The 25008-nt window shown below is 62.9% G+C and carries 26 protein-coding genes; 6 read left to right on the top strand and 20 right to left on the bottom strand.

Annotated elements, in window-relative coordinates; genetic code table 11:
* The first annotated feature begins 5 nt into the window (after window positions 1-5).
* Window positions 6-614, top strand: coding sequence for a cysteine hydrolase family protein (locus J6525_RS31080; RefSeq protein WP_225647582.1), 609 nt, complete (start codon window positions 6-8; stop codon window positions 612-614).
* Window positions 615-789: 175 nt separating this feature from the next.
* On the opposite strand, the gene J6525_RS31075 is transcribed toward J6525_RS31080, so the two are convergent.
* Window positions 790-1095, bottom strand: a complete 306-nt coding sequence (locus J6525_RS31075; protein WP_225647580.1) for a hypothetical protein — start codon at window positions 1093-1095, stop codon at window positions 790-792.
* Window positions 1096-1386: 291 nt separating this feature from the next.
* On the opposite strand from J6525_RS31075, the gene J6525_RS31070 reads away from it, so the two are divergent.
* From J6525_RS31070 to J6525_RS31060, 3 genes are read left to right on the top strand one after another with little or no spacing between them, the layout of a single operon-like run.
* Window positions 1387-2406, top strand: a complete 1020-nt coding sequence (locus J6525_RS31070; protein WP_018271684.1) for a TRAP transporter substrate-binding protein — start codon at window positions 1387-1389, stop codon at window positions 2404-2406.
* Window positions 2407-2433: 27 nt separating this feature from the next.
* On the top strand, window positions 2434-4320 hold the full coding sequence (locus tag J6525_RS31065; RefSeq protein ID WP_225647579.1) for a TRAP transporter large permease: 1887 nt from the start codon (window positions 2434-2436) through the stop codon (window positions 4318-4320).
* A 25-nt stretch (window positions 4321-4345) separates the two neighbouring features.
* Window positions 4346-5995 (top strand): acyl-CoA synthetase, encoded by a 1650-nt coding sequence (locus tag J6525_RS31060; protein WP_225647578.1) that lies wholly within the window; start codon window positions 4346-4348, stop codon window positions 5993-5995.
* A gap of 4 nt (window positions 5996-5999) precedes the next feature.
* On the opposite strand, the gene J6525_RS31055 is transcribed toward J6525_RS31060, so the two are convergent.
* The 6 genes from J6525_RS31055 to J6525_RS31030 form a co-directional block, all read right to left on the bottom strand.
* On the bottom strand, window positions 6000-6806 hold the full coding sequence (locus J6525_RS31055; RefSeq protein ID WP_092084660.1) for an MBL fold metallo-hydrolase: 807 nt from the start codon (window positions 6804-6806) through the stop codon (window positions 6000-6002).
* Window positions 6803-7594 carry a TatD family hydrolase gene (locus J6525_RS31050; protein ID WP_225647620.1) on the bottom strand — a complete coding sequence of 264 codons (792 nt, stop codon included), beginning with the start codon at window positions 7592-7594 and terminating at the stop codon, window positions 6803-6805. Before J6525_RS31050 ends, J6525_RS31055 begins: the two co-directional genes overlap by 4 nt.
* Before the next feature lie 14 nt (window positions 7595-7608).
* A complete protein-coding gene (gene metG, locus J6525_RS31045) occupies window positions 7609-9603 on the bottom strand; it encodes a methionine--tRNA ligase (RefSeq protein ID WP_225647577.1) in 1995 nt (664 codons plus the stop codon).
* A gap of 73 nt (window positions 9604-9676) precedes the next feature.
* Window positions 9677-10717 (bottom strand): DNA polymerase III subunit delta', encoded by a 1041-nt coding sequence (locus tag J6525_RS31040; RefSeq protein WP_225647575.1) that lies wholly within the window; start codon window positions 10715-10717, stop codon window positions 9677-9679.
* Window positions 10714-11400: a dTMP kinase gene (gene tmk / locus J6525_RS31035; protein ID WP_225647573.1), complete on the bottom strand. Its 687-nt coding sequence runs from the start codon at window positions 11398-11400 to the stop codon at window positions 10714-10716. The genes J6525_RS31040 and tmk overlap by 4 nt, the downstream gene beginning before the upstream one ends.
* A gap of 1 nt (window position 11401) precedes the next feature.
* Complete coding sequence (locus J6525_RS31030) at window positions 11402-12661, bottom strand: D-alanyl-D-alanine carboxypeptidase family protein (RefSeq protein WP_225647572.1); 1260 nt, start codon at window positions 12659-12661, stop codon at window positions 11402-11404.
* A gap of 162 nt (window positions 12662-12823) precedes the next feature.
* On the opposite strand from J6525_RS31030, the gene J6525_RS31025 reads away from it, so the two are divergent.
* The gene (locus J6525_RS31025; RefSeq protein WP_225647570.1) at window positions 12824-13759 is read left to right on the top strand and encodes an alpha/beta fold hydrolase; all 936 of its coding nucleotides are present in this window, start codon (window positions 12824-12826) and stop codon (window positions 13757-13759) included.
* Window positions 13760-13792: 33 nt separating this feature from the next.
* On the opposite strand, the gene J6525_RS31020 is transcribed toward J6525_RS31025, so the two are convergent.
* Entirely contained in the window at window positions 13793-14725 is a 933-nt protein-coding gene (locus tag J6525_RS31020) for a septal ring lytic transglycosylase RlpA family protein (protein ID WP_092084671.1), read from the bottom strand.
* A gap of 787 nt (window positions 14726-15512) precedes the next feature.
* Here J6525_RS31020 and J6525_RS31015 point away from each other — a divergent pair.
* Complete coding sequence (locus J6525_RS31015; RefSeq protein WP_092084673.1) at window positions 15513-15947, top strand: NUDIX domain-containing protein; 435 nt, start codon at window positions 15513-15515, stop codon at window positions 15945-15947.
* On the opposite strand, the gene J6525_RS31010 is transcribed toward J6525_RS31015, so the two are convergent.
* The 12 genes from J6525_RS31010 to J6525_RS30955 form a co-directional block, all read right to left on the bottom strand.
* A complete protein-coding gene (locus tag J6525_RS31010; RefSeq protein WP_225647619.1) occupies window positions 15901-16383 on the bottom strand; it encodes an arsenate-mycothiol transferase ArsC in 483 nt (160 codons plus the stop codon). The genes J6525_RS31015 and J6525_RS31010 overlap by 47 nt on opposite strands.
* Window positions 16384-16708: 325 nt before the next feature.
* Entirely contained in the window at window positions 16709-18157 is a 1449-nt protein-coding gene (locus J6525_RS31005; protein WP_225647567.1) for a terminase large subunit domain-containing protein, read from the bottom strand.
* Window positions 18072-18443 (bottom strand): hypothetical protein, encoded by a 372-nt coding sequence (locus J6525_RS31000; protein ID WP_225647566.1) that lies wholly within the window; start codon window positions 18441-18443, stop codon window positions 18072-18074. The genes J6525_RS31005 and J6525_RS31000 overlap by 86 nt, the downstream gene beginning before the upstream one ends.
* Window positions 18443-18670, bottom strand: coding sequence for a hypothetical protein (locus tag J6525_RS30995; protein ID WP_225647564.1), 228 nt, complete (start codon window positions 18668-18670; stop codon window positions 18443-18445). The genes J6525_RS31000 and J6525_RS30995 overlap by 1 nt, the downstream gene beginning before the upstream one ends.
* Window positions 18671-18672: 2 nt before the next feature.
* Entirely contained in the window at window positions 18673-19449 is a 777-nt protein-coding gene (locus J6525_RS30990) for a hypothetical protein (protein ID WP_225647563.1), read from the bottom strand.
* A gap of 154 nt (window positions 19450-19603) precedes the next feature.
* Entirely contained in the window at window positions 19604-21595 is a 1992-nt protein-coding gene (locus J6525_RS30985) for a LamG domain-containing protein (protein WP_225647561.1), read from the bottom strand.
* Window positions 21596-21614: 19 nt separating this feature from the next.
* Window positions 21615-21833: a hypothetical protein gene (locus J6525_RS30980; RefSeq protein ID WP_225647560.1), complete on the bottom strand. Its 219-nt coding sequence runs from the start codon at window positions 21831-21833 to the stop codon at window positions 21615-21617.
* Window positions 21834-22209: 376 nt separating this feature from the next.
* Window positions 22210-22521 carry a nucleotidyltransferase family protein gene (locus tag J6525_RS30975; protein ID WP_225647558.1) on the bottom strand — a complete coding sequence of 104 codons (312 nt, stop codon included), beginning with the start codon at window positions 22519-22521 and terminating at the stop codon, window positions 22210-22212.
* Between the two features lie 3 nt (window positions 22522-22524).
* On the bottom strand, window positions 22525-23223 hold the full coding sequence (locus J6525_RS30970; protein ID WP_225647557.1) for a hypothetical protein: 699 nt from the start codon (window positions 23221-23223) through the stop codon (window positions 22525-22527).
* Window positions 23224-23243: 20 nt separating this feature from the next.
* Window positions 23244-23621 carry a hypothetical protein gene (locus J6525_RS30965; RefSeq protein WP_225647555.1) on the bottom strand — a complete coding sequence of 126 codons (378 nt, stop codon included), beginning with the start codon at window positions 23619-23621 and terminating at the stop codon, window positions 23244-23246.
* Between the two features lie 183 nt (window positions 23622-23804).
* Window positions 23805-24173: a hypothetical protein gene (locus J6525_RS30960; protein ID WP_225647554.1), complete on the bottom strand. Its 369-nt coding sequence runs from the start codon at window positions 24171-24173 to the stop codon at window positions 23805-23807.
* Window positions 24174-24303: 130 nt separating this feature from the next.
* Window positions 24304-24711 carry a hypothetical protein gene (locus J6525_RS30955; protein WP_225647552.1) on the bottom strand — a complete coding sequence of 136 codons (408 nt, stop codon included), beginning with the start codon at window positions 24709-24711 and terminating at the stop codon, window positions 24304-24306.
* Window positions 24712-25008 lie beyond the last annotated feature (297 nt).

Genomic DNA, 25008 nt, shown 5'->3' with positions numbered 1-25008 from the left:
GAGCGATGGGACAGCTTCTGAGCCCGCCGGGTCCGCGCGCGGCGCACCTTTGCATCGACATGCAGCGGCTGTTCGAGCCCGGAGCGCCCTGGGCGACGCCCTGGATGGACCGCGTGCTGCCGCGCATCATCAGGCTGGCGCAGCATGCGCCTGAACGTACCGTGTTCACCCGCTTTATTCCGCCGCGCTCGAAGCACGACGCGCGAGGGATTTGGCGGGCTTATTACGAGAAATGGGAATGCGTGACCCGCGAGCGGCTCGATCCGGAGTTGATCGAGCTCGTGCCGGCGCTCGGCGCCTGTGTGCCGCCGGCCGCCATCGTCGACCGGCCGATCTACAACGCGTTCGGCAACGGGCGCCTGCAAGCTCATCTGGATGCGCATGGGATCGATACGGTGATCGTGTCGGGCGGCGAGACCGACGTGTGCGTGCTCGCCACCGTGCTAGCCGCGATCGATATCGGCTACCGGGTGATCGTGGCCGAGGACGCGCTGTGCAGCTCTTCCGATCAAAGCCATGACGCGCTGCTGCAGCTCTATGCCGAACGCTTCAGCATCCAGATCGAGGTGGCGTCCACGGCCGATATCCTGCGGATGTGGACCCTCGACGACTGAAGCGATAACGCGCCGAGACGAGGTACTGGTATCAGGGCGGTCGGAGCAGGGGTGGCAATACCTGCTTCCTGGGGCTGAGCTGACGCTGGCGATGCGTAGCATAACCGGACCCCACAAGGTCTCGCAGTGTAGTCCGCGGCATTCCAGACCGTCGGGACCCCGCCGAGCCAGGTCTTCAATGGCGCGGTCTCGTCGCGGTCTCCGCGGTCGGCATTTGCGCGCCTGGACGCGGCACGATCGCGGCTTGGTCCGGCTGATGGCCATCGCGGGCGCCGAGCAAGCCAAGTGCGCGCGCCAATCTTGCGAGCCCGGAGCGCGTGCCTGGCTGATACGGGTCATCGCTCACCGCTGGAAGGTAGGACCAGCCGTCGATCTGCCAGACGGTGCCAAGGTTCCTGATTCTCGGCCTTGCGGCGAAGGTGAGCGGAGCTATGGGATAGCTGCCGGCGATCGCCGCCAGGCTCATATCCGTAATTCGCATAAGGTATATTATGGAATATTTATATCTACAATTAGATCAGATATTTAGTGGGAAATCTTCGCACTGGTCCGCAAGTTGGCGCGCGTGATGGTGTGTCCCGAACTGTCGCCTAGCCGGTGCTGGTGCCGCAGCGATCCACGCGCGCGCATCTCGTCTGAAAGCCGATATTGCCGCCGCCTACGGACGCTGCAATAAGCCCCAGCTGTGCAGAGATCGCTGGTGACCCCGCGGCATCAGGTCCGTATAGGATGGCATCTCAGAACAACAACAAGCCTCTTGAGGGAGCAACCAATGAGCTTTTCACGACGCACGCTGCTGAAGGTTTCCGCCGCTTCCGCCGTCCTCGGCGGGATTGGCGCACCCTATGTCGCGCGCGCCCAGTCGGCCGAGTTCTCTTACAAGTTCGCCAACAATCTGCCGGAGTCGCATCCGTTCGTGGCGCGCGCCCGGGAGATGGCCGCGGCAATCAAGACCGAGACCAACGGCCGGTTTGACCTGCAGGTGTTCCCGAACAGCCAGCTCGGTTCCGATACCGACATGCTGAGCCAGGTGCGCTCCGGCGGCGTCGAGTTCTTCACGCTGTCCGGCCTGATCCTGGCGACCCTGGTGCCGGCCGCCTCGATCAACGGCATCGGCTTCGCATTCCCGGACTATCCCACGGTCTGGAAGGCCATGGACGGCGAGCTCGGCGCCTATGTGCGCGGCGAGATCAACAAGGCCGGCCTCGAGGTCATGGAGAAGATCTGGGACAACGGCTTCCGCCAGACCACGTCGTCGACCAAGCCGATCACCGGTCCCGACGATCTCAAGGGCTTCAAGATCCGCGTGCCGGTGTCGCCGCTATGGACCTCGATGTTCAAGGCGTTCGATGCATCGCCGGCTTCGATCAATTTCAGCGAGGTCTATTCGGCGCTGCAGACCAAGATCGTCGAGGGCCAGGAGAACCCGCTGGCGCTGATCTCGGCGGCGAAGCTCTACGAGGTGCAGAAATACTGCTCGATGACCAACCACATGTGGGACGGCTTCTGGTTCCTGATGAACCGCCGGGCCTGGGCGGCGCTGCCGGACGATATCAAGACCATCGTCGCCAAGAACGTCAACGCGGCGGCCGTCAAGGAGCGTGAGGATACCGAGAAGCTGAATGCCACCGTGAAGCAGGAGCTCACGGGCAAGGGGCTCGTCTTCAACCAGCCCGAGGTCGGGCCGTTCCGCGACAAGCTCCGCGCCGCCGGCTTCTACGCCGAGTGGAAGGGCAAATACGGCGAGAAGGCCTGGGATCTGCTCGAGAAGTCCGTCGGCAAACTGTCCTGATCGATCAAATCAAGCAGGAGGGTTGCCATGGCTCATGTCGAGATGACGCCGGCCGTGGCCGGAGAGGCGGCGTCGCAGCCCCCTCGCCGCCGCTCCGTTCTCGGCTCCATCGACGCAGCGCTCGGGATGCTGGTCGAAATCCCGGCGGCGATCCTTGTCGTCGCCGAGGTCGTGATCCTGTTCGCCGGCGTGGTGTCGCGCTACGTGCTCCATGCGCCGCTGATCTGGTCCGACGAACTGGCGTCGATCCTGTTCCTGTGGCTCGCGATGCTGGGCTCGGCGGTGGCGTTCCGCCGCGGCGAGCACATGCGGATGACGGCGCTGGTCGCAAGCGCGGGACCGCGGCTGTGGGCCTATCTCGATGTGATCGCAACCTGCGCCGCACTGGCGTTCCTGATCCTGATCGTGCGGCCGGCGTATGAATATGCCTACGAGGAAAGCTTCATCACGACGCCGGCGCTGCAGATATCCAACACCTGGCGCGCGGCGGCGCTGCCGGTCGGCACCTGCCTGATGGCGCTGTTCGCACTGCTGCGGCTGGCCCGGGTCGGCGATTTCAAGACCTTCCTGCTGGCCGCGCTCACCGTGGCGGCCTTGATCGGGCTGTTCTGGCTGGCGCAGCCGATGCTGCGGCCGCTCGGCAACCTCAACCTGGTTATCTTCTTCGTCGGCGTGGTCGGCTTTTGCGTGTTCGCCGGCGTGCCGATCGGCTTTGCCTTCGGTATGGCGATCTTCGGCTATCTGGCGTTGACGACCCGAACGCCGTTGATGGTGCTGGTCGGCCGGATGGACGAGGGCATGAGCCATCTGATCCTGCTGTCGGTGCCGCTGTTCGTCTTCCTCGGCCTCTTGATCGAGATGACCGGCATGGCGCGGGCCATGGTGGCGTTCCTCGCGAGCCTGCTCGGCCATGTCCGCGGCGGCCTGCATTACGTGCTGGTCGGCGCCATGTATCTGGTTTCCGGCATCTCCGGATCGAAGGCCGCCGACATGGCCGCGGTCGCGCCTGTGCTGTTCCCGGAGATGAAGCAGCGCGGCGCCAAGCCGGGCGATCTGGTCGCCCTGCTCGCCGCCACCGGCGCGCAGACCGAAACCATTCCGCCGAGCCTCGTGCTGATCACGATCGGCTCGGTGACCGGCGTCTCGATCTCGGCGCTGTTCACCGGCGGCCTGCTGCCGGGCGTGGTGCTGGCGATCACGCTGTCGGGCCTGGTGTGGTGGCGCTACCGCGGCGAAGACCGCAGCCACGTCCAGCGCGCCACCGGCAGCGAGATCGGCAAGGCGTTGGTGTTCGCCCTGCCCGCATTGGCCCTGCCCTTCGTGATCCGCTACGCCGTGGTCGAAGGCATCGCCACCGCCACCGAAGTCTCGACCATCGGCATCGTTTACGCCTTCGTCATCGGCCTCCTGATCTACCGCAAGTTCAACTGGCGGCGATTGCTGCCGATGCTGATCGACACCGCCTGCCTGTCGGGGGCGATTCTGTTCATCATCGGTACCGCGACCGGCATGGCCTGGGGCCTGACCCAGTCCGGCTTCTCGCGGGCGCTGGCGGCGGCGATGACCGGGCTGCCCGGCGGGTCGGCGACCTTCATTGCGGTCTCGATCCTGGCCTTCGTGATCCTCGGCAGCGTGCTCGAGGGCATCCCGGCGATCGTGCTGTTCGGGCCGCTGCTGTTTCCGATCGCGCACCAGGTCGGCGTCCACGAGGTGCACTACGCCATGATCATCATCCTGGCGATGGGCATCGGGCTGTTCGCGCCGCCGTTCGGGGTCGGCTATTATGCCGCCTGCGCCATCGGGCGCGTCGATCCGGCCGAGGGTATCCGGCCGATCTGGGGTTACATGCTGGCGCTGTTGATCGGCCTGATCATCGTCGCCATCTTCCCCTGGATATCGATCGGCTTCCTGTGAAGCACCTTGCGGATGGGATAGAGCCATGAGTGCAGCTCAGAACCAGTACTCGATCGGGTTGGACAAGACGCCGGCCAACTACGTGCCGCTCTCGCCTTTGAGCTTCCTGGCGCGCTCGGCCGCCGTCTATCCCGACCATCTCAGCGCGGTCTATGAGGGCCGCAGCTTCACCTGGAAAGAGACCTACGAGCGCTGCAGGCGCTTTGCGTCCTATCTCGCGGGCCATGGCATCGGCCATGGCGACACGGTCGCGGCGATGCTGCCGAACATCCCGGCGATGAACGAATTGCACTTCGCGGTGCCGATGACCGGCGCGGTGCTCAATGCGCTCAACATCCGCCTCGACGCGGCGTCGATCGCGTTCCAGCTCGATCATGGCGGCGCAAAGATCATTCTGGTCGATCCCGAATTCTCCGGCGTGATCGCGGAGGCCCTGACGCTGATGAAGGGCGCAAAGCCGTTCGTGATCGACGTCGATGACGCGGCCTTCGGCGGCGGCAAGCGGATCGGCGAGGTCGAGTATGAGGCGGCGGTCGCGGCGGGCGATCCCGGCTTCGTGGAACGGTCGCCCGCCGACGAATGGGATGCGATCGCGCTGAGCTACACGTCGGGCACGACGGGCAATCCCAAGGGCGTCGTGACCCATCACCGCGGCGCCTATCTCAACGCGGTCAGCAACATCCTCGCCGGCAATCTCGGCCAGCATCCGGCCTATCTCTGGACGCTGCCGATGTTTCATTGCAACGGCTGGTGCTTCCCCTGGACGATCGCGGCGGCCGCCGGCGTCAATGTCTGCCTGCGCAAGGTCGACCCGGCCAAGATCTTCGAACTGATCCCGAGGCACGGCGTCACCCACATGTGCGGCGCGCCGATCGTCTACAACACGCTGATCAACGCGCCCGATGCGCCAAAGGGTGGCAAGGCAAAGCCCGTCGTCGGCCTGATCGCCGGCGCGGCGCCCCCGGTTGCGGTGCTCGAGGGCGGCGAGCGCATCGGCATCAAGCTGACCCACGTCTACGGGCTGACCGAGGTCTATGGCCCCGCCTCGGTCTGCGCCGAGCAGCCGGGCTGGGACGAACTGTCGGCTGATGCGCGCGCGCAGCTGAAGCGGCGTCAGGGCGTATCCTATCCGCTGCAGGAAGGCGTCACGGTGCTCGATCCCGAGACCATGCGCGAGGTGCCGCGCGATGGCGAGACCATCGGCGAGGTCATGTTCCGCGGCAACATCGTGATGAAGGGCTATTTGAAGAACGCGACGGCGACGCAGGAGGCCTTTGCCGGCGGCTGGTTTCACACCGGCGATCTCGGCGTGCTCGACGAGCACGGCTACGTCATCATCAAGGACCGCTCCAAGGACATCATCATCTCCGGCGGCGAGAACGTCTCCTCCGTCGAGGTCGAGGACATCCTCTACAAGCACCCGGCCGTGCTGTTTGCGGCAGTCGTGGCCAAGCCCGACCCGAAATGGGGTGAAGTGCCCTGCGCCTTCATCGAGCTGAAGGACGGCGCCAAGGCGACCGAGGCCGAGATCATCGCCTATTGCCGCGAGCACATGTCGGGGTTCAAGACGCCGAAATCCGTGGTGTTCGGCGTGATCCCGAAGACCTCGACCGGCAAGATCCAGAAATTCCTGCTGCGCAACCAGGTCGGATCGGCCAAGGCGATCTCGGCCTGAGCCTTCAGCCTGCCCGGTCGAGCGTCAGCCGCATGCCGTCATGGGCCGGGATGACGTCGGCCGGCAGGCTCTGCCGCAGCACCTCGTAGTCGAGGTCGGAATGCATGTTGGTGATGACGGCGCGCTTCGGCTTGAAGCGCTCGATCCACGACAGTGCGTCCGCAACGCTGAAATGGCTGGGATGCTGCGCATAGCGCAAGCCGTCGACGATCCAGAGATCGAGACCTTCGAGCGCCGGCCAGCTCTCCTGGGGGATGTCGTGCAGATCGGGCGTATAGGCGGCGCCGCCGATGCGGTAGCCGAGCGCCGGGATCTTGCCATGATGAACCAGGAAGGCCGCGAGCTTCAGCGGACCGCCCTTCCCCTGGACCGTATGGCTCTCGCCGGCCTCGATCGAATGCCGCGTCAGGATCGGCGGATAGTCGCTGCCTTCCGGCGAGATGAAGCAATAGGAGAACCGCGCCATCATGTCCTTGGCGGTCGACTGGTTGAAGTAGACCGGGATGCGGCGGCGCTGATGCAGCACGACCGAGCGCAAGTCGTCAATGCCGTGGGTCTGGTCGGCATGCTCATGCGTCAGGAACACCGCGTCGATGTGCTCCACATTGCTGTCGATCAGCTGCTCGCGCAGATCGGGCGAAGTGTCGATCACGACCCGCGTGGTGCCGTGCTCCATGGTGCGCTCGGCCATGATCGAGCAGCGGCGGCGGCGGTTCTTGGGATTGCCGGGATCGCAGGCGCCCCAGCCGAGTGCCGGGCGCGGCACGCCGGCGGACGAGCCGCAGCCCAGAATGGTCAGTGTCAGCGTCATGCAGCAACCTTCGGCGCCGGCACCTTGGAGAACAGCCGGAAGAAGTTTTCGGTGGTCTGCCGCGAGATCTCCTCGAGCGAAACGCCGCGGGTTTCCGCGAGCACCCTAGCGACCTCGACGACATAGGACGGCTCGTTGCGCTTGCCGCGGAATTTGCCGGGCGCAAGATACGGCGCGTCGGTCTCGACCATGATGCGATCGGCCGGCAGCTCGGCTGCCAGCGCGCGTAGCGCGTCGGACTTCTTGAAGGTCAGGATGCCCGTGAACGAGATCGACAGCCCAAGCGCGATCGCCTTCATCGCGAGTTCGCGCCCGCCGGTGTAGCAGTGCAGAACCGCCTTGAACGGGCCCTTCGCGACCTCGTCCTCCAGGATGCGGCCGCAATCCTCATCGGCCTCCCGGGTGTGAATGACGAGCGGCAGGCCGGTTTCGCGCGCCGCCGCGATATGCGCGCGAAAGCCGCGCTCCTGGGCGTCGCGCGAACCGTGCTCGTAGAAATAGTCGAGCCCCGCCTCGCCGAGCGCCACGACCTTCGGATGCTTCGTCAGCTCGATCAGTTCGCTGGCCGGGATGCCGTCCTCTTCATCGGCATGATGCGGATGGGTGCCGACCGAGCAGTAGACGTCGGGGAAGCGCTCGGTGATCGCGAGCAGGCCGCCGAGCCGCCTCACCCGGGTCGAGATCGTGACCATGCGGCCGATGCCGGCCGCCGCGGCGCGCCCGACGATCCCGTCGAGATCGTCGGCGAAATCAGGGAAATCGAGATGGCAATGACTGTCGACCAGCATGAATTTCGAACCGCTCACTCGGTCTTCGGTTCCACATAGCGCGGGAAGACGCCGACAGGCGCCGGCAAAATCGTACCCGGCTTGATCCGTTCGGCGACCGCCGCGAAGCTGCGGGCGTCAGCAGCGATACCGAGGCTGTCGAGCATCTTGCCACAGGACTCCGGCATCACGGCCTGCGCCATGATCGCGATCTGGCGCACGACTTCGGCGGTGACATACAGCACCGTCTTCTGGCGCGCGGGATCAGTCTTCGCCAGCGCCCACGGCGCCTCGCCGGCAAAATAGCGGTTGGCCTCGGCGACCACAGCCCAGATCGTGTTGAGCCATTGATGGATCTGTTGCGTCGCCATCGCGGTGCGCGACGTCTCCAGCATGGCGTCGGCCTGCGCCAGAATCGCCTTGTCGTTGTCGCTGAATTCGCCGGGCTCCGGCAGCACGCCGCCGAGTTGTTTGGCGATCATCGACAATGAACGCTGCGCCAGATTGCCGAAATCATTGGCGAGGTCGGCGTTGATACGCGCGACGATGGCCTCGTGGTTGTAGTTGCCGTCCTGGCCGAACGGCACTTCGCGCAGAAAGAAGTAGCGCATCTGGTCGACGCCGTACTGCTCGGCGAGATTGAAGGGGTCGACCACGTTGCCGACCGACTTCGACATCTTCTCGCCCCTGTTGAACAGGAAGCCGTGTGCATAGACCCGCTTCTGCACGGGAATGCCTGCCGACATCAGGAAGGCCGGCCAGTACACGGCGTGGAAGCGGATGATGTCCTTGCCGATGATATGCACGTCGGCCGGCCAGTAGCGCCAATGCTTGTCGTTCTCATCGGGATAGCCGACGCCGGTGATATAGTTGGTCAGCGCGTCGACCCAGACATACATCACGTGCTCGGGATCGTCCGGGACCTTGACGCCCCAGTCGAAGGTAGTGCGCGAGATCGAGAGGTCCTTGAGGCCGCCGCGCACGAAACTCATCACCTCGTTGCGGCGCGAATCCGGGCCGATGAAATCGGGCTGGCTCTCATAAAGGTGCAACAGCTTGTCCTGGTAGGCCGACAGCTTGAAGAAATAGCTCTTTTCCTCGACCCATTCGACCGGCGTGCCCTGCGGGCCGCGGCGGACATTGTCCTCGCCGACGACGGTCTCCTCCTCGGCGTAATAGGCCTCGTCGCGCACCGAGTACCAGCCGGCATAGGTGTCGATATAGATGTCGCCATTGTCCTGCATACCGCGCCAGATCGCCTGCACCGACTCGTGATGCGCAGGCTCCGAGGTGCGGATGAAGCGGTCGAACGAAACGTTGAGCCGCTCGTCCATCTCCTTGAAGCGCGCCGCGTTGCGGGTCGCGAGATCGAACGGCGTCATGCCCTCGCCGGCCGCAGTCTGGATCATCTTCTGTCCGTGCTCGTCGGTGCCGGTCAGGAAGAACACGTCCTTGCCGTCGAGCCGCTGGAAGCGCGCCAGCGCATCGGTCGCGATCGCCTCATAGGCGTGGCCGATATGCGGCTGACCGTTCGGATAAGCGATCGCGGTCGTGATGTAGAAGACGTTGCCGCGGTCCGCGGCGGGCGCCGGGACCGAAGCGGCCGCAGGAGCCGCCGCTGCGGGTTTGGGCTGCTTCGGCGCGCGAACCTTTGCTGGTCTCGGCGCCTTCTCGGTACCGGGAGCCACCGGCCGAGCGGGCTTCTTTGTCGCCGGTGCGACGGCTGCTGCGGCTGCTTTCTTCGGCGGAGTTTTGGCGGCCTTCGCAGCAGCCTTCTTGGCCGTGCTCTTGGCCGTCTTCTTCACAGCCTTCTTGACGGCCTTTTTGACGACCTTCTTCGCCGCCGGTTTCCTGGCGCCCTTGGCTCCGGTCTTGGATTTGGACTTGGCGGCCTTCTTCGCTTTCCTGGCGACGCGCCCGGCCTTCTTGGCCGCGCGCGATTTCGCCGTGGCTTTGCTGGTCGCGCGAGCGGGCGATGCCTTCTTCGTCTTCTTGGCTTTTTTCGACGATTTCTTCTTAGCGGTCGCCACCACGGAATCCTTTGCAGATCGAAACGAGATTGTCGGGAGTGTTGTCAGACGGATGTGTTGTCAGACGCGGTGTCTATCGGGTCGCATCCGCGAGCATCGAAAACACCGAGAAAACCAGCGGCTTGCGCTCCAGATTGTAGGCTTCGGTATCGCGCGCGGCGCGGACGATCTTTTCCCATACCTCCGCCAGCCGTGCAAGGCGCGGCAGATTGGCATTGGCGTCGCCCGTGCGCATGCGCTCGCTCATCCAGCGATCGATGCCGTCGATGAAGGCGGCGAGCGCGACGCGGTCGCTGGTGCCGAGCGCTTCGCCCAGCGCATGCAGCTCACGCGGATCGACGCTCGGGAGCGTCGCGAGCAGCGCGGCCGTGCGTTGCTGCAGTTTCAGCGCATCGCCGCCGAGCAGCGACAGCGCCCGCCCGACGCTGCCTTCGGATGCTGCGGCGGCTTCCGCCAGCGCCGGATCGTCGGCTTCGATATCGGTTGCTGCCGCGGCCGCGCGCACCACATCGCTCGTCTCCAGCGGTCGCAGCAGCAACTTGCGGCAACGGGACAGAATGGTCGGCAGCACCCGTGACGGTGCGTGGCTGACCAAGAGGAACAGCGACTGCTGTGGCGGCTCCTCGAGGATTTTCAGCAGCGCGTTCGCGGCGTTGGGATTGAGCTCGTCGACGGTATCGACGATGCAGACGCGCCAGCCGTCGACCGCAGCCGTCGAGCCGAAGAACGAGATGGTCTCGCGTGTCTCGTCGACCGTGATGACGGTCCGCATCACGCCGCGATCGTTGAGGCCGCGCTCCAGCACCAGCAGCCCGCCATGGGCGCCTGCCGCGACCTGCCGCGCCACGGGGTCGGCCGGATCGACCCGCAGCGTCGGCGCCTGCCGCGCCTGGGACGATTTCGGATTGCGAAACGCCAGCACGAACCGCGCCATGCGGTAGGCCAGCGTCGCCTTGCCGATGCCCTGCGCGCCGCCGATCAGCCAGGCGTGCGGAATTCGCCCGCTGCGATAGGCATCGAGCAGCGCGGTCTCCGCCTCGCGATGCCCGAACAAATCCGGCGTTTCGCGCGGATGGCGGGCGGCGCTCTCCTGTTCGACCTTGCGCGCGCTCATGCGATGCTGTCCGCCGCAAGCGTTGCGCGCAGATGTTCGCGCAGCGCGGTCCATATCCTGGCCGTGACCGTGTCCGGATCGGCCGTCGCGTCGATCAGGACGCAGCGCTCCGGATCCTCGGCCGCGATCCGGCGGTACGCGTCACGCAAATCCTGATGGAACTTGATGCCTTCGGCTTCGAAGCGATCGGCGGTGGCGTCGCCGCGTCGCGCAGCGGCGCGTTGCAGTCCGACCTCGACCGGGACATCGAGGATGAAGGTCAGATCGGGCTTGAGATCACCGATGGTCACGCGCTGCATGGCGTTGACGAGTTCGGGCGACACCTGCCCGAGCTGGCCCTGATAGGCACGCGTGGAATCGAAGAAGCGATCGCACAGCACCCAGATGCCCTGATTGAGCGCCGGCAGGATCACGGTGCGGACATGGTCGTCGCGCGCGGCGGCAAACAGCAGCGTCTCGGCCTCCGGCCCGAGCAGCTTGCCCATCCCCGACAGCACGAGGTGACGGATGATCTCCGCCCCCGGCGAGCCGCCGGGCTCGCGGGTCACGATCGCGCGCAGCTTGGCGGCATCGAGCCGTTCGGCAAGCTTGCGGATCTGGGTCGATTTGCCCGACCCCTCGCCGCCCTCAAAGGTGATGAAGCGACCGCGCAAGCTCGGCCGTTGGACTGCTGCTTCCGACATGTCAGAGCTTCTCGACCCCTGCGCGGAACATGCCGATGACCAGCTCCTGGGCGCCATCGAGCGCGCGACGCATCGTCGATCCGGTGCCGACGGCGTCCGCTGCGAAGACCGGAGCCTCCATCGCGACATTGGCGCCGCGCCACACCCGCACCACCCCGATCTTCTGGCCGGCGGTGATCGGCGCCTTGACCGGGCCGCTATAGATGATGCGCGCGAGCAGCTTGTCGTTGCCGTTCTTCGACACCATCACCTTGATCGGATCGGGGCTGACGAGCTTGACCGAACGGCTCTCGCCGCCGAACACCCGCGCATAGCCGACCGGCTGATTGGCTGCGATCAGGATCCGGGTCTCGAAGCTGCGGAACCCCCATTCCAGCATCTTCTTGGCTTCGGTCGCGCGGTCCTCGGAATCCTCGAGGCCATTGACCACGACGATCAGCCGCGTGTCGTTCTGCACGGCCGAGCCGACCATGCCGTAGCCGCCTTCCTTGGTGTAGCCGGTCTTCAAGCCGTCGGCACCGGGCAAGGCGTTCAGCAGCGGATTACGGTTCTGCTGGCGGATCTTGTTCCAGCTGAATTCCTTCTCGCCGAACAACTTGTACCTGTCCGGGTAGGTCAGGATGATGTGCCGCGCCAGCGTTGCGAGCTCGCGGACCGTCATCTTGTTGGCCGGGTCGGGCAGCCCGTTGGAATTGCCGAAGGTCGACTTGGTCATGCCGAGCTCGCGGGCGCGCTTGGTCATGACGTCGGTTGCAAAAGTATGCTCGTTGCCGGCAATGCCTTCGGCGAGCGCGATGCAGGCGTCGTTGCCGCTCGGGATGATCGCGCCATGCAGGAGATCGTCGACCGAGACCTTACTGTTGATCGCCGCGAACATCGTCGAGGTGCCGGACGGCGCCCCGCCCCGCCGCCAGGCGTTCTCGCTGATCCGGTACTCGTCCGTGAGCTTGATGTCGCCCTTCTTGATGGCGTCGAACACCACCTCGGCCGTCATCAGCTTCATCATGCTGGATGGCGCGCGCAATTCGTCGGCGTTCTTCTCGAACAGCACGCTGCCGCTGGACGCCTCGACCAGGATCGCGGTCGGCGCATCGCCGTCGAACCCGCCCTCTTCCTTCTTGGCGCCTTGGACGCTGTTGTTGGCGGCATAGACCATTCCGCCGCAACCGATCGCCAGCGCGACCGCGGCCGCGACCAGGCCGCGCCAGCAACGCCCGGCGCGAGCTGACAACGTGCGGGGAACTGCGGTCTGGGCTGCCATCGGCGATGTCCTGAAACACTGCGTTCTAACAGCTGGAAGTATCGCAAACAACTGAGGTTTCTGCGCTTGTGCACCGCCGGCCGGATTGCCGGTTGCGTTGAACGTCCCTATCCTTGGAACCAGCTAACGTCAGCAGAACCGGCAAACAAGGCGGAAACGCGAATGTCATCCTCCCGCACCATCTCCGCCAACGGCATTGACATGTTCGTGCGCGAGGCCGGCCAAGGCCCGCTGGTCGTGCTCTGTCACGGCTGGCCGGAACTGTCCTATTCATGGCGGCACCAGATCACAGCGCTGGCCGCGGCAGGCTTTCGGGTCGTCGCGCCTGACATGCGCGGCTTCGGCCGCACCGGCGCGCCGGCCGAGGTCGGCGCCTACACGATCTTCGATACGGTCGGAGACATGGTGGCGCTGGTTGCCGCGCTCGGCGAGACCCGCGCGATGATCGTCGGCCATGACTGGGGCGCGCCGGTGGCCTGGCACGCAGCCCTGTTCCGTCCCGACATCTTCACGAAAGTCGCCGGCCTCAGCGTGCCGCCGCCGTTCCGCGGCCGTGGTCGCCCGCTCGAGACCCTGCGCGACAGCGGCATCACCAATTTCTATTGGCAGTACTTCCAGCCGCCCGGCGTGGCCGAGGCCGAGTTCGAGCGCGACATCGCCCACACCATGCGCCTAGTGCTCGGGCGTGGCGTTTCCGATCCAAGCTCGATGTTCGTCGACGAGGCCAAGGGCTTCCTCGGCAAGCTGCCGGCCGGAATGCCATTGCCGGCCTGGCTGACCGAGGCCGACATTGCCGAATTCGCCGAAGGCTATCGGCACTCCGGCTTCCGCGGCGGCCTGAACTGGTACCGCAATCTCGACCGCAACTGGGAGCTGACCGCGCCCTGGCAGGACGCGCAGATCCATCAGCCGTCGCTGTTCATCGCCGGCTCGGATGATTCGGTGATCACCGGGCTGATCGGCGCCAAGCGGGTCGCGGACATGGAGCGCGTGCTGCCGAATCTCAAGCAGAAGCTGATCATCGAGGGGGCCGGCCACTGGATCCAGCAGGAACGCCCGGACGAGGTCAACAAGGCGCTGATCGCGTTTCTGAAATGATCAGGCCAACAGCCTGATCTGTAGGCGCACGGCTCAGTAGAGGCCGCGCCCGCTCAGGACTTCGGCCGGTCCGCGCGCGTCGATCGGGACATAGGCGGCTGCCGGGCTCGGGCTTGCGGCGTAGCGCGCGTCACCCTCGTAGGAGACTTCGCGCGGATTGTTCAGGGCGCGGCGGTGCGACCGGCTCGATGCCGACATTTCCGAGGTGGCGCTCACCGAGGCGTAGTCGGCCTGGGTGTTGCCGAGGCTGTAGGGCCGCCCCTCCGGCAACGGAACGTCGCCACGGACCCGGGCCGAGGAGGACGACATCTCCGGCAGGAACGGCCGTGCGGAGGCGACGCGGACCATCGACGGGGACGGCGCTGGAGTACCGGTGCGCAGGGTCGCCATCAGCTGGCGGTCGTCGGACCCTTCGAGCGGCGCCCGCCCGACATATTCGACGCGGACGCGGGCTACGCCATTGCCTTTGAATTCAAGCAGTTCTGCGGCTTTGTTCGAGACGTCTATGAGGCGATTGCCGTGGTACGGGCCGCGGTCATTGACCCGAACGACGAGCGACCTGCCATTGCTCAGATTGGTGACGCGGGCGTAGCTCGGCATCGGCAATGTCGGATGCGCGGCGGTGAGCGAGCCCATGTCGAACACCTCGCCATTGGCGGTCAGGCGGCCATGGAAATCGTCGCCGTACCAGGACGCCATGCCCTCGGCGCGGTAGTTCTCGTTCTCCTCCGGCACATAGGTGCGGCCGGCGACGACATAAGGCTTGCCGATGCGATAGGTGCCGCCGCCTTTCGGCACGGGATCACCCAGCGCCACCACGCGCGGGCTCGACGACACCCCGTATTTGGGGTCGACCCGGCTGGCGAACTTGTTCGAGGAGGCACAATTGGCGAGGACGAGGCACGTCGCCACCGCAACGGCGCCGCGCGCCGTCCGGATCATCGAATCTGGCCGTCTAATCCCCATCTGCCCCAAGTACCATTCTGCCGGACCTGCGCCTACTCCGAGGCGTCGAAGTCCCTTGCCGTCGCTGTGCGGCCCACCTCCGCACCAGAGCGTGACGATATCGCAACCGGAACACGGCGGAAATGGGGAGAGCCGGCGGGCGGTGGCGTCTTGGTGAATGGTCTGTTGCGCCTCCTCCGTCGTTCTACTGACCTTCGCCCCTGCCAAACGCCCTCGCCTGTCCCGCGATCAGACACACTGTTGCAGCAAATCATCAGTCCGGGCGCATCTTGGATTCCAACAATTGAATCTTTTTGACTGTGCAAGGCTGCAATCGTTCTCTCCTCCGCGTGGGGCGCAAAGGAAGTTTGCGATGATCGAGACGGTTACAGCGGTGATGGGCCTGGTGAGTGCGGCGATCTTCTTGGCGCACGCCGTGGAAGGCTATCGGTACCGGGCCTGACAGTCCGTTGAAGGCGGAAAGACGCGTCATCTCTTTCCAGGAGTGAGTGTTCGGAAAGCTTTAATCAATTCGGATGAGCATCGATTGAAGGCAGGTGTATCATGCGTAATCACGATTTGGTCTCCGACGGGTTTCTGACCCTGACCGCAGCAAGCCTCGTGCTGCTGTGCTCGAGCCTGCTGGCGTTCGCTTTCGGCTGAACGTTTTTGAGATTCTACCGGCGCCCGTGCGACGGGCATCGGTTACCCCTACTCATTCCCCGCCAATCGGGTTGCGGCAGACGCGCTGTCTTCTCCCCGCCCCACTCGTGACGCATCCTCGCCGTTTCCCGAAGGGGATGTACGGATGACCGGCAGTGTCAGGGAGGGTACGTCCGCCCTTCTCGTCAGCACAGATGGCCGGCTGCTGATGCAACGGCGCGACGACCTCCCGCATGTTACCGATCGCGGAAAGATCAGCCTGTTTGGCGGACGGCGGGAAGGCGCCGAGACCTTCCTCGAATGCGTGATGCGCGAGATCCACGAGGAGATCGGCTACTACTTGCCGCCCGAGCGCTTTGAGTCGATCGGCCGCTATTCCGGGCCCGATCATGCAACGCCAAACGGCACGCTTCACGGCGAGGTGTTCCTCGCGCGCGACGTGCCCATCGACCAATTGACGGTGACCGAAGGCCGCCTCGAGATCGTCGCCATCGACGACCTCGAACGCATCAGCGACATGCTCGCGCGCCCGGCTACGTTTGCGCTGGAGATCTTCCTGAAGCGCGAACCGATGACCTGAGCGCCGAAACCAGCGTGCGGATGTGATCGTCGATCATGGCCAACGCGACTGACGGATGAGCAAAGTCGATATCGTCCACGTGCCAGTAAGTCACCCTGTCGGCGACCTCGGGGAACCGGCGCTCGATCAGTGGACGGTGCTCGGTCTCCTTGAGCGCGATCACGAGGTCGGCGTCGTCGAAGTCGGCCAATGAACAGGGCTGCGGAAAGCGCGCTGCGCCCTCCGGCACGATGCCGCTCGCGCGGAGACGATCGTCGGTGAAGACCGACATGGGCCCGACATTGTCGGGCGATCCCCGCTCGGCCGCGCCTCTGGAGGATGCGCGCCACGCCAGTTGTTCGGCTCTTGCAAGATGATTGAACAGTTCCTCGGCGTATCGACTGCGATAGTAGTTGCCGGTGCAGAGAAAGAGGACACGCTTCATGGGCCTCATCATGGCCAACGTGGGCCCTCGCGGTCAACGGCGTTGCGAACATGAGCCCCAGGCCCACGGACCGGCGAATGACGGGTCGGCCCGGGTTTCGCTGCCAAGTTCGCGTTGCGTTCGGCGCCGCCCTACGCTAAGGGCCTGATCCTTGATCCGGAAGGGTGGCCGAGTGGTTTAAGGCACCGGTCTTGAAAACCAAGATTGGCCGTACCGGCCAATCCCAACATCTCCCGAACTGTCTATAAAATAGAGAGAAAATGGAGCGGCCCTGCTTTGCTTATCACACGCAAAGTAATCCCGTACCAAGCTGTGGGTTAGCAATCGCGTTAGCACCCTAGCCGCTCATCCAACTCGGGCCCTGCATGCCCCAGAAGGTTCGACGCCTGCGCGGCTCCTGCCTGCGGTAAATCTGCTCGGCGAAGCGAAGCATCATCACCCCGTACCGCGTCGCCGATAGCAGGTCGTCGCCGAGCTTCACCACCTTGCCGTCTTTGCGGTGAAAAAGCCGGAATTCCTCGAACCAGTCGAGCAGCGTGCTGAAGACCTTGAACTTGCCGGTCTCCATCCGGTTCAGCATATCCATCAGGCCGGCTTCCACGCTGACAGATCCATCCTCAAACTGAGCATGGACGGGCAGCATGTTCAGATCCTGGGCGGTGTACTGTTGCGCAAGCGCAATACCGGCGCCCTCCAGCGTTTCCCGGCGGCCGTCCCGCGGCCACGCCCAGGGCAGTTTCCCCCACGACCTGATAGACGCGGCGTGCGTCACAGGCGTGGCCTCGCGCAGCCGGTGAGCCTTCACGACGTAAACGATGTCCTGGTCAGCATCCCAGGCAAGCTCGACCGCGGCGAATGGATGGTCCCAGCCGAAGTCCATCGCGCCCAACCGGTGGAAATGGTTCGGGATCGCGAACGGCTCGCAGGTGATCGATTCCTCAGACACCGGGAAGATACGGCCGGACCCCAGGATCGGCACGCCCTTGGTCCGCGCCTCCCGCTCATGGGCGGGATAACTGGCGATGATTTGCCGGCGCTGCTCTTCGCTGAAGTGCTCCGCCTCCTCGATCGTCATGTTTGTGTCGTGACGATCGGGCGAAGGCTCGAGCAGGAAACGTCGCACTACCTCCGACATCCCGAGCAGCGGCGTGAACGTCAGCCAAACCGAGCCCTGCTTGACGTTTGTTCGTGTCAAACCTTCCGTGTAGATGTCCTCCGGCGGCTCCTCATCAAACCAAACCCAATGCAGCGTCTCGCCCTGCCACTTCTCGCGGCCCTGCACATATGATTTGAGGCCGATGATGCTGTCCGGCGCCTGCACATCTCCGCCGCCGCCCCATTTGACGACAAGCGTGTCGATCAGATCGGAAACGCCCCTGCCCGGTATCTTCTCTCGGATTGCATCCTTCGGAATGGTGCCTGTGCCGTGCTGTCCCACTCGGCCGAGCAGGATCCGCTGCGGACCATCCCTCAGCGTCTCGCCGGTCGGACTGCCGACCCATGCCGCGATAGGTTCGTCAAAGGTCCGCCCTTGCCACCGGTCGGGGTAACGTCCAGTCGCATGCATCGCGGCCTCAAATCCGCCAGCCCACGTCTTGCCGACCTGGTTGGCAGCGCGAAACAGCCGTTCGCGATGCGTCGCGCCGGCTACGTGAAAAACGCTCTGTTTTGGATAGGGCTTGTAATACTTCAGCCGGTTTTCAGTTGAGCGACGACTTTTTTCCTTCGATAAGATCGCTTCGACCTTGTCCAGCTCCTGCAGATTTGAGGCGTCGAATTTCGTCAAGGTACTGCTCAAGCTCTTCGTCCCCCATGCTCTCCAAGCGGCCGTCCTCCAGGATGAATTCCTTCGGCAGAACACTGGCGATGATCTTCAAATACTCCTTCGGGCTTTCCTTGAAGACGATTTCAATAGCGGTCTTTCCGACCTCAGCGAAATGTTCCTGCAACCCGACAATGAAATCGGCGTGCAGACGATTGCGCGCGCCCTTCCGGCGTCCGTTGTTGCCGCGGTTGCCGACGACAAACAGGCCTGTCTTCGGATCCTGGAGAGGCTTGCTATCATCCGCCATCAGCGCCCCCGCCTGCCGCCCAACGTGGCACCGAAATCCGATCGGGGATCGTCTGCCGCGGGCTTTCGATCCAGGTCGTCATTCTCGCGCTCTGCCGTCTGCACCGCGCGGAAAACCTCGTTCAATTCGGCCTCACCAATCTGGCCGCCCCTGTACAACTGCTCAGCATAAGCGAGCGCGGCCTCGGGGGTGCCGAACGTGCGATTGCGGGTTGTGACGCGTACCATCGTTAATCTCGATTTGGATTGTTGGTGAAGGATGATCCGATATCGAGCACGGTATCATGCTCGACATGTCCACCAGGATGATGCGTCCCAGAACCGCGGTCGGCGAGTTCGAGATCAGCTACCTTATCGAGATCCGTCATGCCGTCCTCATCGGTCGCTTTTTCCCAATTGGAACGATCGTCGCGCTTCAACGACAATGGCTCAACGTCAGTGCCATCGGCCTTCTTTCCCTGCCCGTATTTTTCATTCAGAAAGCGTGCGAGCGCGTTGTCGTGATCGGGCTCCTTGTCATACGTCCGTCCAAACGCCTCGAAAGCCGCGTTGTCGTGTTTGCCGTCTGCGATCATCTCGTCCAGACGCTCGCTCTGACCCACGTGATCGCGGGAAAGCTGCGCATACATCTTGTCGTCGATCGTACCGTCCAGCCATTTTTCCTCGAGCGCTGCCGCTTTGACCTTTCGCTCGGTGGCCTTCCGTCCCTCGACGACATCGTTAGAATCGCGGTCGTCATCATACCCGCGCGCCAGAGCCTCAAGATCGCTCAGCGAGCCATCGGCTTGCATATCCGAAAAGATCTCCATCGGCATATTGTCGAGCATCTCGTGCCAGAGATGAGCCTCATAATCCTTTAATTCCTTTTGCGTCAGCTTGCCCGCGGAAGCCATCCTCTTTGCGTACCCGATCGCAAGGTTAGCATCGCGAAGCTTGTCAGCCCATTCGGGGTGACGCTTATCGAACGCGTACTGCCTGAGATTATCTCGGTAGGTGGTCGACGACATGGAGAACCTCTTTAGAGTTTCGGTATACATGTGATTTACTGCCCCGCCGGCAACGGCTGATAGAGAACCGTTCCCGCTCCAGCTAGCGAGGTATCTGAGCCCGTTGCCAGAAACACCAGCCGCGCCGGGTTCTGTTCCCGATTGAAAGACATCGTTACCCCCACCCCAACGTTGCCGCGTGATGAGCATCCGCGCGCGCATCTGACAGCGCGGAATTGTAGAGGGCGAATTCATCGATACGCCCCGTTAATGGCGTCACATTGCTCCCGCCTGTGTTGCCGACACCAAGCCACACCGCATTTGAACCGCGCGGGATGATGTTGCTGGAAATCGCGATCGTCTGCCGCGTCTCCTTGCCGACCACCCGAATGAACAAGTTTCCCCCGCTCCGACCGGCGATGACATGATAATATTGCGCGAGCCCGAGGCTGATCGAGCTGCTAACCGAAAGCGTGGTCCCGCCGGTAATGGTCACCAGGAGATTGAATTTGTTGTTGGACACGCCGAGCAGCGTCGATTGAAATGCGCCGTCGCCCCCCGAGATCCGGAAAGCGTTTACGATCCACGGATCATATCCCGCAGAAGGGGTCGGCAGCGCATCGAATTTGACCCAGGCCTCATAGGTGAAGTCGCCGCCAGCGAAATCGAAGTTCGTGCTCGCCGGGATGGAGACCGCATCAGCAGAGTTGTTGAAGCAAACCCCATAGCGGCCGTCTGCGGTCGCCCCAGGGAGGCCCAACACAGGCGTTCCGAGATAGGTCCCATTCAGCCCGGCCGAACCAGCGTCAGTGACCGTTGTTCCGCTCACTTCGTCGAACGTGTAATAAATCTTCGGATTGTCAGCCAGAACGGCAGCACGATATGCGTTCAGTGGGCTTTGCGTCCGGAAAGTGTCGGGGAGCTTGTAATAGCTCACAACCCCGGAGCCCCCGACGATGGTGTCCGTAGCGTTTCCGCTTACAGAACCTCCCACACACTGAATGCTTGGAAACGCCGCGCGCCGGAACGGCGTCAACAACGTCTTGGTGGGCCTGAATTGATGTAGATCGGAAATTTCGATGCACGTATTCAGCGCACCGCGGCCCAGCGCGTCGAGCAGGATGCACCAAGCGCTATCCATCACGGAAACTTGCGCCAGCATCCCGTCATTGAAGTCAGGCGGGAAAAACGTCGTTGCGCTGGTTCCGGCCGCGGCGCCAGCTGCTTGGCTCGCAGAAACCTGCGAAAGCGCAATGCTCCGGAGCGCATTAAGCCGAGTGTAATAGAGACCCTTCGGGTCCGCATACGCTGGATCGCCCGTGACAAGCGCCGGGCGGCATACATAAAGAAAGCTGTCCGCCAGCCCGTTTGACGAAATCGTGGTGCCGGGCGGCACCGGAAAGCATTCGTCGGTGCCGATATCGCGATGATACCATTGATTAGAACCTTGGATTTTCGTCGCCCAGGCGTTGACGACATAGAACATCTCGCCGGCTGGCACTGTGACGGAGAAATTTAGGCCCTTCCAAAAGACGTAAGCGGCCGGGTCAAGTAGCGCCGCTCGGTCGTTCCAGTACGCCCGCTCTTCAGGAGATAGGCCTCCGCCGCTTCCGGGCGAAGTATAATTTCCCGTTCCGTCGAGATACAGTGTGGCATTATTCGGAAGGACAGGCGCCAATCCTTTCGCCGAAGTCGTTGCAACTGGCAGCGCAGCCGTGACCTGAGTAGGCGTAAGATCAGACGGAGCCGCCGTAGCGCCAGACACGTTCCCCTTGAACGTGTTGTTGGCCATCGTGGCAAGCTCGGAATTGGCAACCGGCGTGCCCAGCGTCCAAGTAGCGGTTCCTGTGCGCCGAAGAAGCCCCGTTCCGGTGAGCGCCGCGATAGCCTGCAGATCGGCATCGAGACCGCTCGTCACAAACGACGCCAACGACACCGTGCGGTAAACGCCGCTGGTCTCGTCCTGGATGGCTATGAATGCCCTGGTTGGATCAGCAATCGGCCCAGGCGTGAGAACGGAATAGTCAACGCCGAATGTATAGGTGCCATTTGCCTTGGTGACAGTCAGGAAGCTTTTCGTCTGCACGTTCGCAGGGAAATGAACGTCCATCTTCCCCTTGATGACCGGCTTGGGAAGAACTTTGATTTTGATGATTGGAGTGGTCATAGATGCGCACCACTGATCATCACAGCGCCACCGTGAGATTTTTCCGGAGGACTGTGCGAGTCAGCTTGGCCGGGTGCTCGCGAAGGATCGAAGTAAGGTCCGAAAGCCGCACAGGGTTGAGGTTCGCGGCCTGGATGCGCTCCGCAACCCCCCGCAGTAGAAGCGCAACTCGCTCCTCGGGACTGCCGCTATCGATCTCTCGGACGAGTTCGTCGTGAAGGGCGCTATGGATGATCATCAGGCTGCTCCCGCCACAGTCGCACGCGGGGAGTGGATCACGCCCTCTCTACGCAGTCGCTCCACGACCGTGTCACGGAGGTAGTTCGAACGGGTGGTGAAGCTGGCTGCCGCCGAGCGGTCGATGACCTCAAGCAGCTCGGGTGAGCACTTGAAAACGGCTCGCTCGGTGAAGTGGTCGGACGTCTGATCGGGCATCTTGGTTCGCACCGGTGCGTGATTTGGTGCGGACAATATACGTCCCAATGAATCCCCAAAGAAGGAAAATCATTCGACAATTCAACGGCTTATTGGCACTGAATGGGACGCCAAGACACGATGAGGGACGGAGAGCCGGTGAAGTTGTGGAAATCTACCGCGCCACGGCCGCCGAAAGATCAAGCGCGCGACCAAATCTTCAACACCCTGGGATCAAACTTACACTCCATGTCCTCCCGAAAGCAGACCAAGCTGATCTCATTTTGGAGGATGGCTCGGATGTCTTGCTTCCAACGATCGTAAGCGAAGAAGAACGCCGTGAAGGCCCAATCGTCCGCCGGCCCGCGGGACGGCATCAACTCAAGCGCAATGTCGTGATCGCTGTCAGGCCGAAAATCGCCGCGCGCTCGGCTGCCGAACAACCAAACCGCAGCAATTGCTTCCTGCTTGCTTGCCCAATCGATCAGCGCCGCGGACTGCTCTGGCGCCATCGTTTATTCTCCTCGCTGTTTATCGATGCGGTCCTGAAGGCCTCCGATCGGCAGCAAATCGGCAGCTCTCAGGACGGCTCTTCCGAGGACCGTCAAAGTGGTTGATCTATGGCGCCCCTCAAGCCCGGTCTTTATCAAGCCACGCTGATGCAGGTTATCTCTGGACCATTCGTAAAAGTCCGACCTGTCCTTCTCCGAACGAGGTGCACTCATAGCCACGGGAGGCGGCCGGATATCTTGCAAACGCGATTGCACATGATCGTCAGCGTAGGCCTGCAGTATCAGAAGCTCTTGATCGTCCAGGTCACCGAGTATTTTGAGCAGCCGCTTTTGACGAAGCTTCGATTGCTCCTCGCTGGCGAGCCCGTTTGCGACGACTGTAGCAATTTGCAGTTTCCGCTCATCCGTCAGCGCGCGCACCGCCTGATAGGCGCCCTCCTCGATCAAATCGACGCTCTCAGGCCGCTTGATTTCGTCGGCCGCAATCTGCAGCCGATCAATTTGCCCCGAGAGGAAAACGAGATACTTCTCAACCCGTTCGGCCCTCTGGTTTGGCACGATGGCCGTAACGACCTCTTGAAGAGCTTGACCAAAGCCGGGGATGACCGAAACAAACGATCGCAGAACGGCCACGGTCACGTCTGCGCCGCTCGCCCCTAAGTCCGGCTTCTCCGGGAGGTTCGGATCGGTCGCAGTCGCCATGCTCGCTCCTTGTGGTGGGGCTAGGTCGGTCCGGGCGGCTTGTTCTGGAACTGGATGTTGCACTTCTTAGCGATCGAGGCCTGTTCGATCGCGACCATCTGTCCCTTCATCTGACCGAGCTCAGATGCAGTCTGCTTGTCGCCGCCAACCAGGAACGCCGCGGGCCAGAAGACGATGACTGCGGCTGTCGTCGCGATCGTGTCCTTCGTGCGTTGGCTCTCCTGGGCGCCGGACAAAGCCGCCGCGCGCGCGGACACGCCCTGCGCCTCGAGCGCGAGCTGTTGGCACGTGTAGGACTGATACATAACAGGTGAAACGTAGTTCGGCGTGATGTCTGCCGCCGACGACGCACAACCGCCCAAGGCGGCAGCGAGCGCCACCATTCCAAAATTTCTCATCAAAAAGCCTCCCCAGCCTGGCTGTTACTAAGCGCAACCACTGGTGGAGAGCAACCCCGTAGGTTCACGGGCTGCCAGTAAGGGCGTCAGCCTTTAGTCGCGATGAGCTACGACAGGGATCTCGAATGACTTCATGGCGCCGCTCAAAAACCGCCCCTCAAAAACGAGCTTCACTTCCTTACGCTAAGCGTTTGTTTGAAATAAAAGCGCCTCCCGCGAGCTCCCTCCTGCAATGTGAAGCAGAGCGGCTGGGTTGCGCGGTAGAAAACGCCATTTCAAATCGATCTCGGCCGCGCGCTGGCTGTCGGGCTTCCCGTCTTTCCAACTCGCAATTACCGAACCACTCGGATTGATCAATCGAGCTCTGTCCAAGAGAAAACCCTGATCAATATCCTGGATCGTTAGGACTAGCCTATACCAGCCGTCCTTATCGATCTGAGGATTCCAGTACAGGCTCATGCGCGGGAGACTGGCTTGTTCAACAACCTTGCGGTCGCGCCCCTTATCGAAACGCGACCAAGCGAACTGCGCTGCTGAAATGAGCACCGCCACGACGGACATCCCCCGCGCAAACCAATCCGGATCAGCCCCCGCCATCTTCGCCCCTAATGCAACCAGCGATAAACCAGCCAACCCGCCAACAGGACGGCGGCGATCACGAATTCAATGCGGAACGGTCGCGTCACCCGGCCGACCCGAGCGACTTCATAATGCCACCTGCAAAACCACCGATCAGATCGCCGATGCTGCTCCAATCCTTCTTGTCGCCGGCATCGGCCTTCTCAATCCGCTTTTCAATAGTCTCACCATTTCCGAGCGGTTGACGCACGATCGCAAGCCCCTTCGCGCTTAGCTGCGCTTGCGATATAAAAACGACGGCGTTGATTGTTCTGCTGACGTTACCGGAGTGAATCAACCCTTCACTCAGCATCCACGAAAGAACTGCGGCAAACGTCTCGTTATCAACCGGCTCGCCCAGAAACTGGTCAGCGCCGCGGCTATCGATGTTGTGCTTCAGAAGTCCGGTAGAAATAAACTTTGCAACGACTTTAGCGACCAGCTCCATATGCTCGTCGAGTTTCGAGGGCATTTCGCTTTTTCCTCCAATACAATCTAAGGTAAGGCGGTATGCTGGCCGCGCGCCAAACGAATCGCAAGCCACAATCGCCGGCCCTCCCGGCTATCCACTGGGGGACGCGCGCGAAAGCGCCCCCAAAAGGGGATGGATTTTTAAGCAAATCAGTGTTGGAGTGTCCGTGGGTGTGACAACCCGGACCAGTGATAAGCCGCTTCATGCTTGGTCAGCATGTCCACTCGATTGGCGTCGAGCGGTGACGGCTGAATGATGACCGGGGCTTTCCCGGTGATCAACGGACGCACTTGGCGG

The organism is Bradyrhizobium australafricanum (assembly GCF_020329495.1).
GTDB lineage: Bacteria > Pseudomonadota > Alphaproteobacteria > Rhizobiales > Xanthobacteraceae > Bradyrhizobium > Bradyrhizobium australafricanum.
This window is presented reverse-complemented; position numbering and strand designations above follow the sequence as displayed.

Coding starts and splice junctions, on each gene's coding strand:
- J6525_RS31010 (WP_225647619.1), bottom strand. CDS start 16,383: ATGATGAGGCCCATGAAGCGTGTCCTCTTTCTCTGCACCGGCAACTAC.
- J6525_RS31060 (WP_225647578.1), top strand. CDS start 4,346: ATGAGTGCAGCTCAGAACCAGTACTCGATCGGGTTGGACAAGACGCCG.
- J6525_RS31020 (WP_092084671.1), bottom strand. CDS start 14,725: ATGGGGATTAGACGGCCAGATTCGATGATCCGGACGGCGCGCGGCGCC.
- J6525_RS31080 (WP_225647582.1), top strand. CDS start 6: ATGGGACAGCTTCTGAGCCCGCCGGGTCCGCGCGCGGCGCACCTTTGC.
- J6525_RS30965 (WP_225647555.1), bottom strand. CDS start 23,621: ATGAGAAATTTTGGAATGGTGGCGCTCGCTGCCGCCTTGGGCGGTTGT.
- J6525_RS30975 (WP_225647558.1), bottom strand. CDS start 22,521: ATGGCGCCAGAGCAGTCCGCGGCGCTGATCGATTGGGCAAGCAAGCAG.
- J6525_RS31065 (WP_225647579.1), top strand. CDS start 2,434: ATGGCTCATGTCGAGATGACGCCGGCCGTGGCCGGAGAGGCGGCGTCG.
- J6525_RS31015 (WP_092084673.1), top strand. CDS start 15,513: ATGACCGGCAGTGTCAGGGAGGGTACGTCCGCCCTTCTCGTCAGCACA.
- J6525_RS31025 (WP_225647570.1), top strand. CDS start 12,824: ATGTCATCCTCCCGCACCATCTCCGCCAACGGCATTGACATGTTCGTG.
- J6525_RS31000 (WP_225647566.1), bottom strand. CDS start 18,443: ATGGCGGATGATAGCAAGCCTCTCCAGGATCCGAAGACAGGCCTGTTT.
- J6525_RS31055 (WP_092084660.1), bottom strand. CDS start 6,806: ATGACGCTGACACTGACCATTCTGGGCTGCGGCTCGTCCGCCGGCGTG.
- J6525_RS30970 (WP_225647557.1), bottom strand. CDS start 23,223: ATGGCGACTGCGACCGATCCGAACCTCCCGGAGAAGCCGGACTTAGGG.
- J6525_RS30990 (WP_225647563.1), bottom strand. CDS start 19,449: ATGTCGTCGACCACCTACCGAGATAATCTCAGGCAGTACGCGTTCGAT.
- J6525_RS31050 (WP_225647620.1), bottom strand. CDS start 7,594: ATGCTGGTCGACAGTCATTGCCATCTCGATTTCCCTGATTTCGCCGAC.
- J6525_RS31070 (WP_018271684.1), top strand. CDS start 1,387: ATGAGCTTTTCACGACGCACGCTGCTGAAGGTTTCCGCCGCTTCCGCC.
- J6525_RS30985 (WP_225647561.1), bottom strand. CDS start 21,595: ATGACCACTCCAATCATCAAAATCAAAGTTCTTCCCAAGCCGGTCATC.
- tmk (WP_225647573.1), bottom strand. CDS start 11,400: ATGTCGGAAGCAGCAGTCCAACGGCCGAGCTTGCGCGGTCGCTTCATC.
- J6525_RS31030 (WP_225647572.1), bottom strand. CDS start 12,661: ATGGCAGCCCAGACCGCAGTTCCCCGCACGTTGTCAGCTCGCGCCGGG.
- J6525_RS30955 (WP_225647552.1), bottom strand. CDS start 24,711: ATGCCCTCGAAACTCGACGAGCATATGGAGCTGGTCGCTAAAGTCGTT.
- J6525_RS30980 (WP_225647560.1), bottom strand. CDS start 21,833: ATGATCATCCATAGCGCCCTTCACGACGAACTCGTCCGAGAGATCGAT.
- J6525_RS30995 (WP_225647564.1), bottom strand. CDS start 18,670: ATGGTACGCGTCACAACCCGCAATCGCACGTTCGGCACCCCCGAGGCC.
- J6525_RS31075 (WP_225647580.1), bottom strand. CDS start 1,095: ATGCGAATTACGGATATGAGCCTGGCGGCGATCGCCGGCAGCTATCCC.
- J6525_RS31040 (WP_225647575.1), bottom strand. CDS start 10,717: ATGAGCGCGCGCAAGGTCGAACAGGAGAGCGCCGCCCGCCATCCGCGC.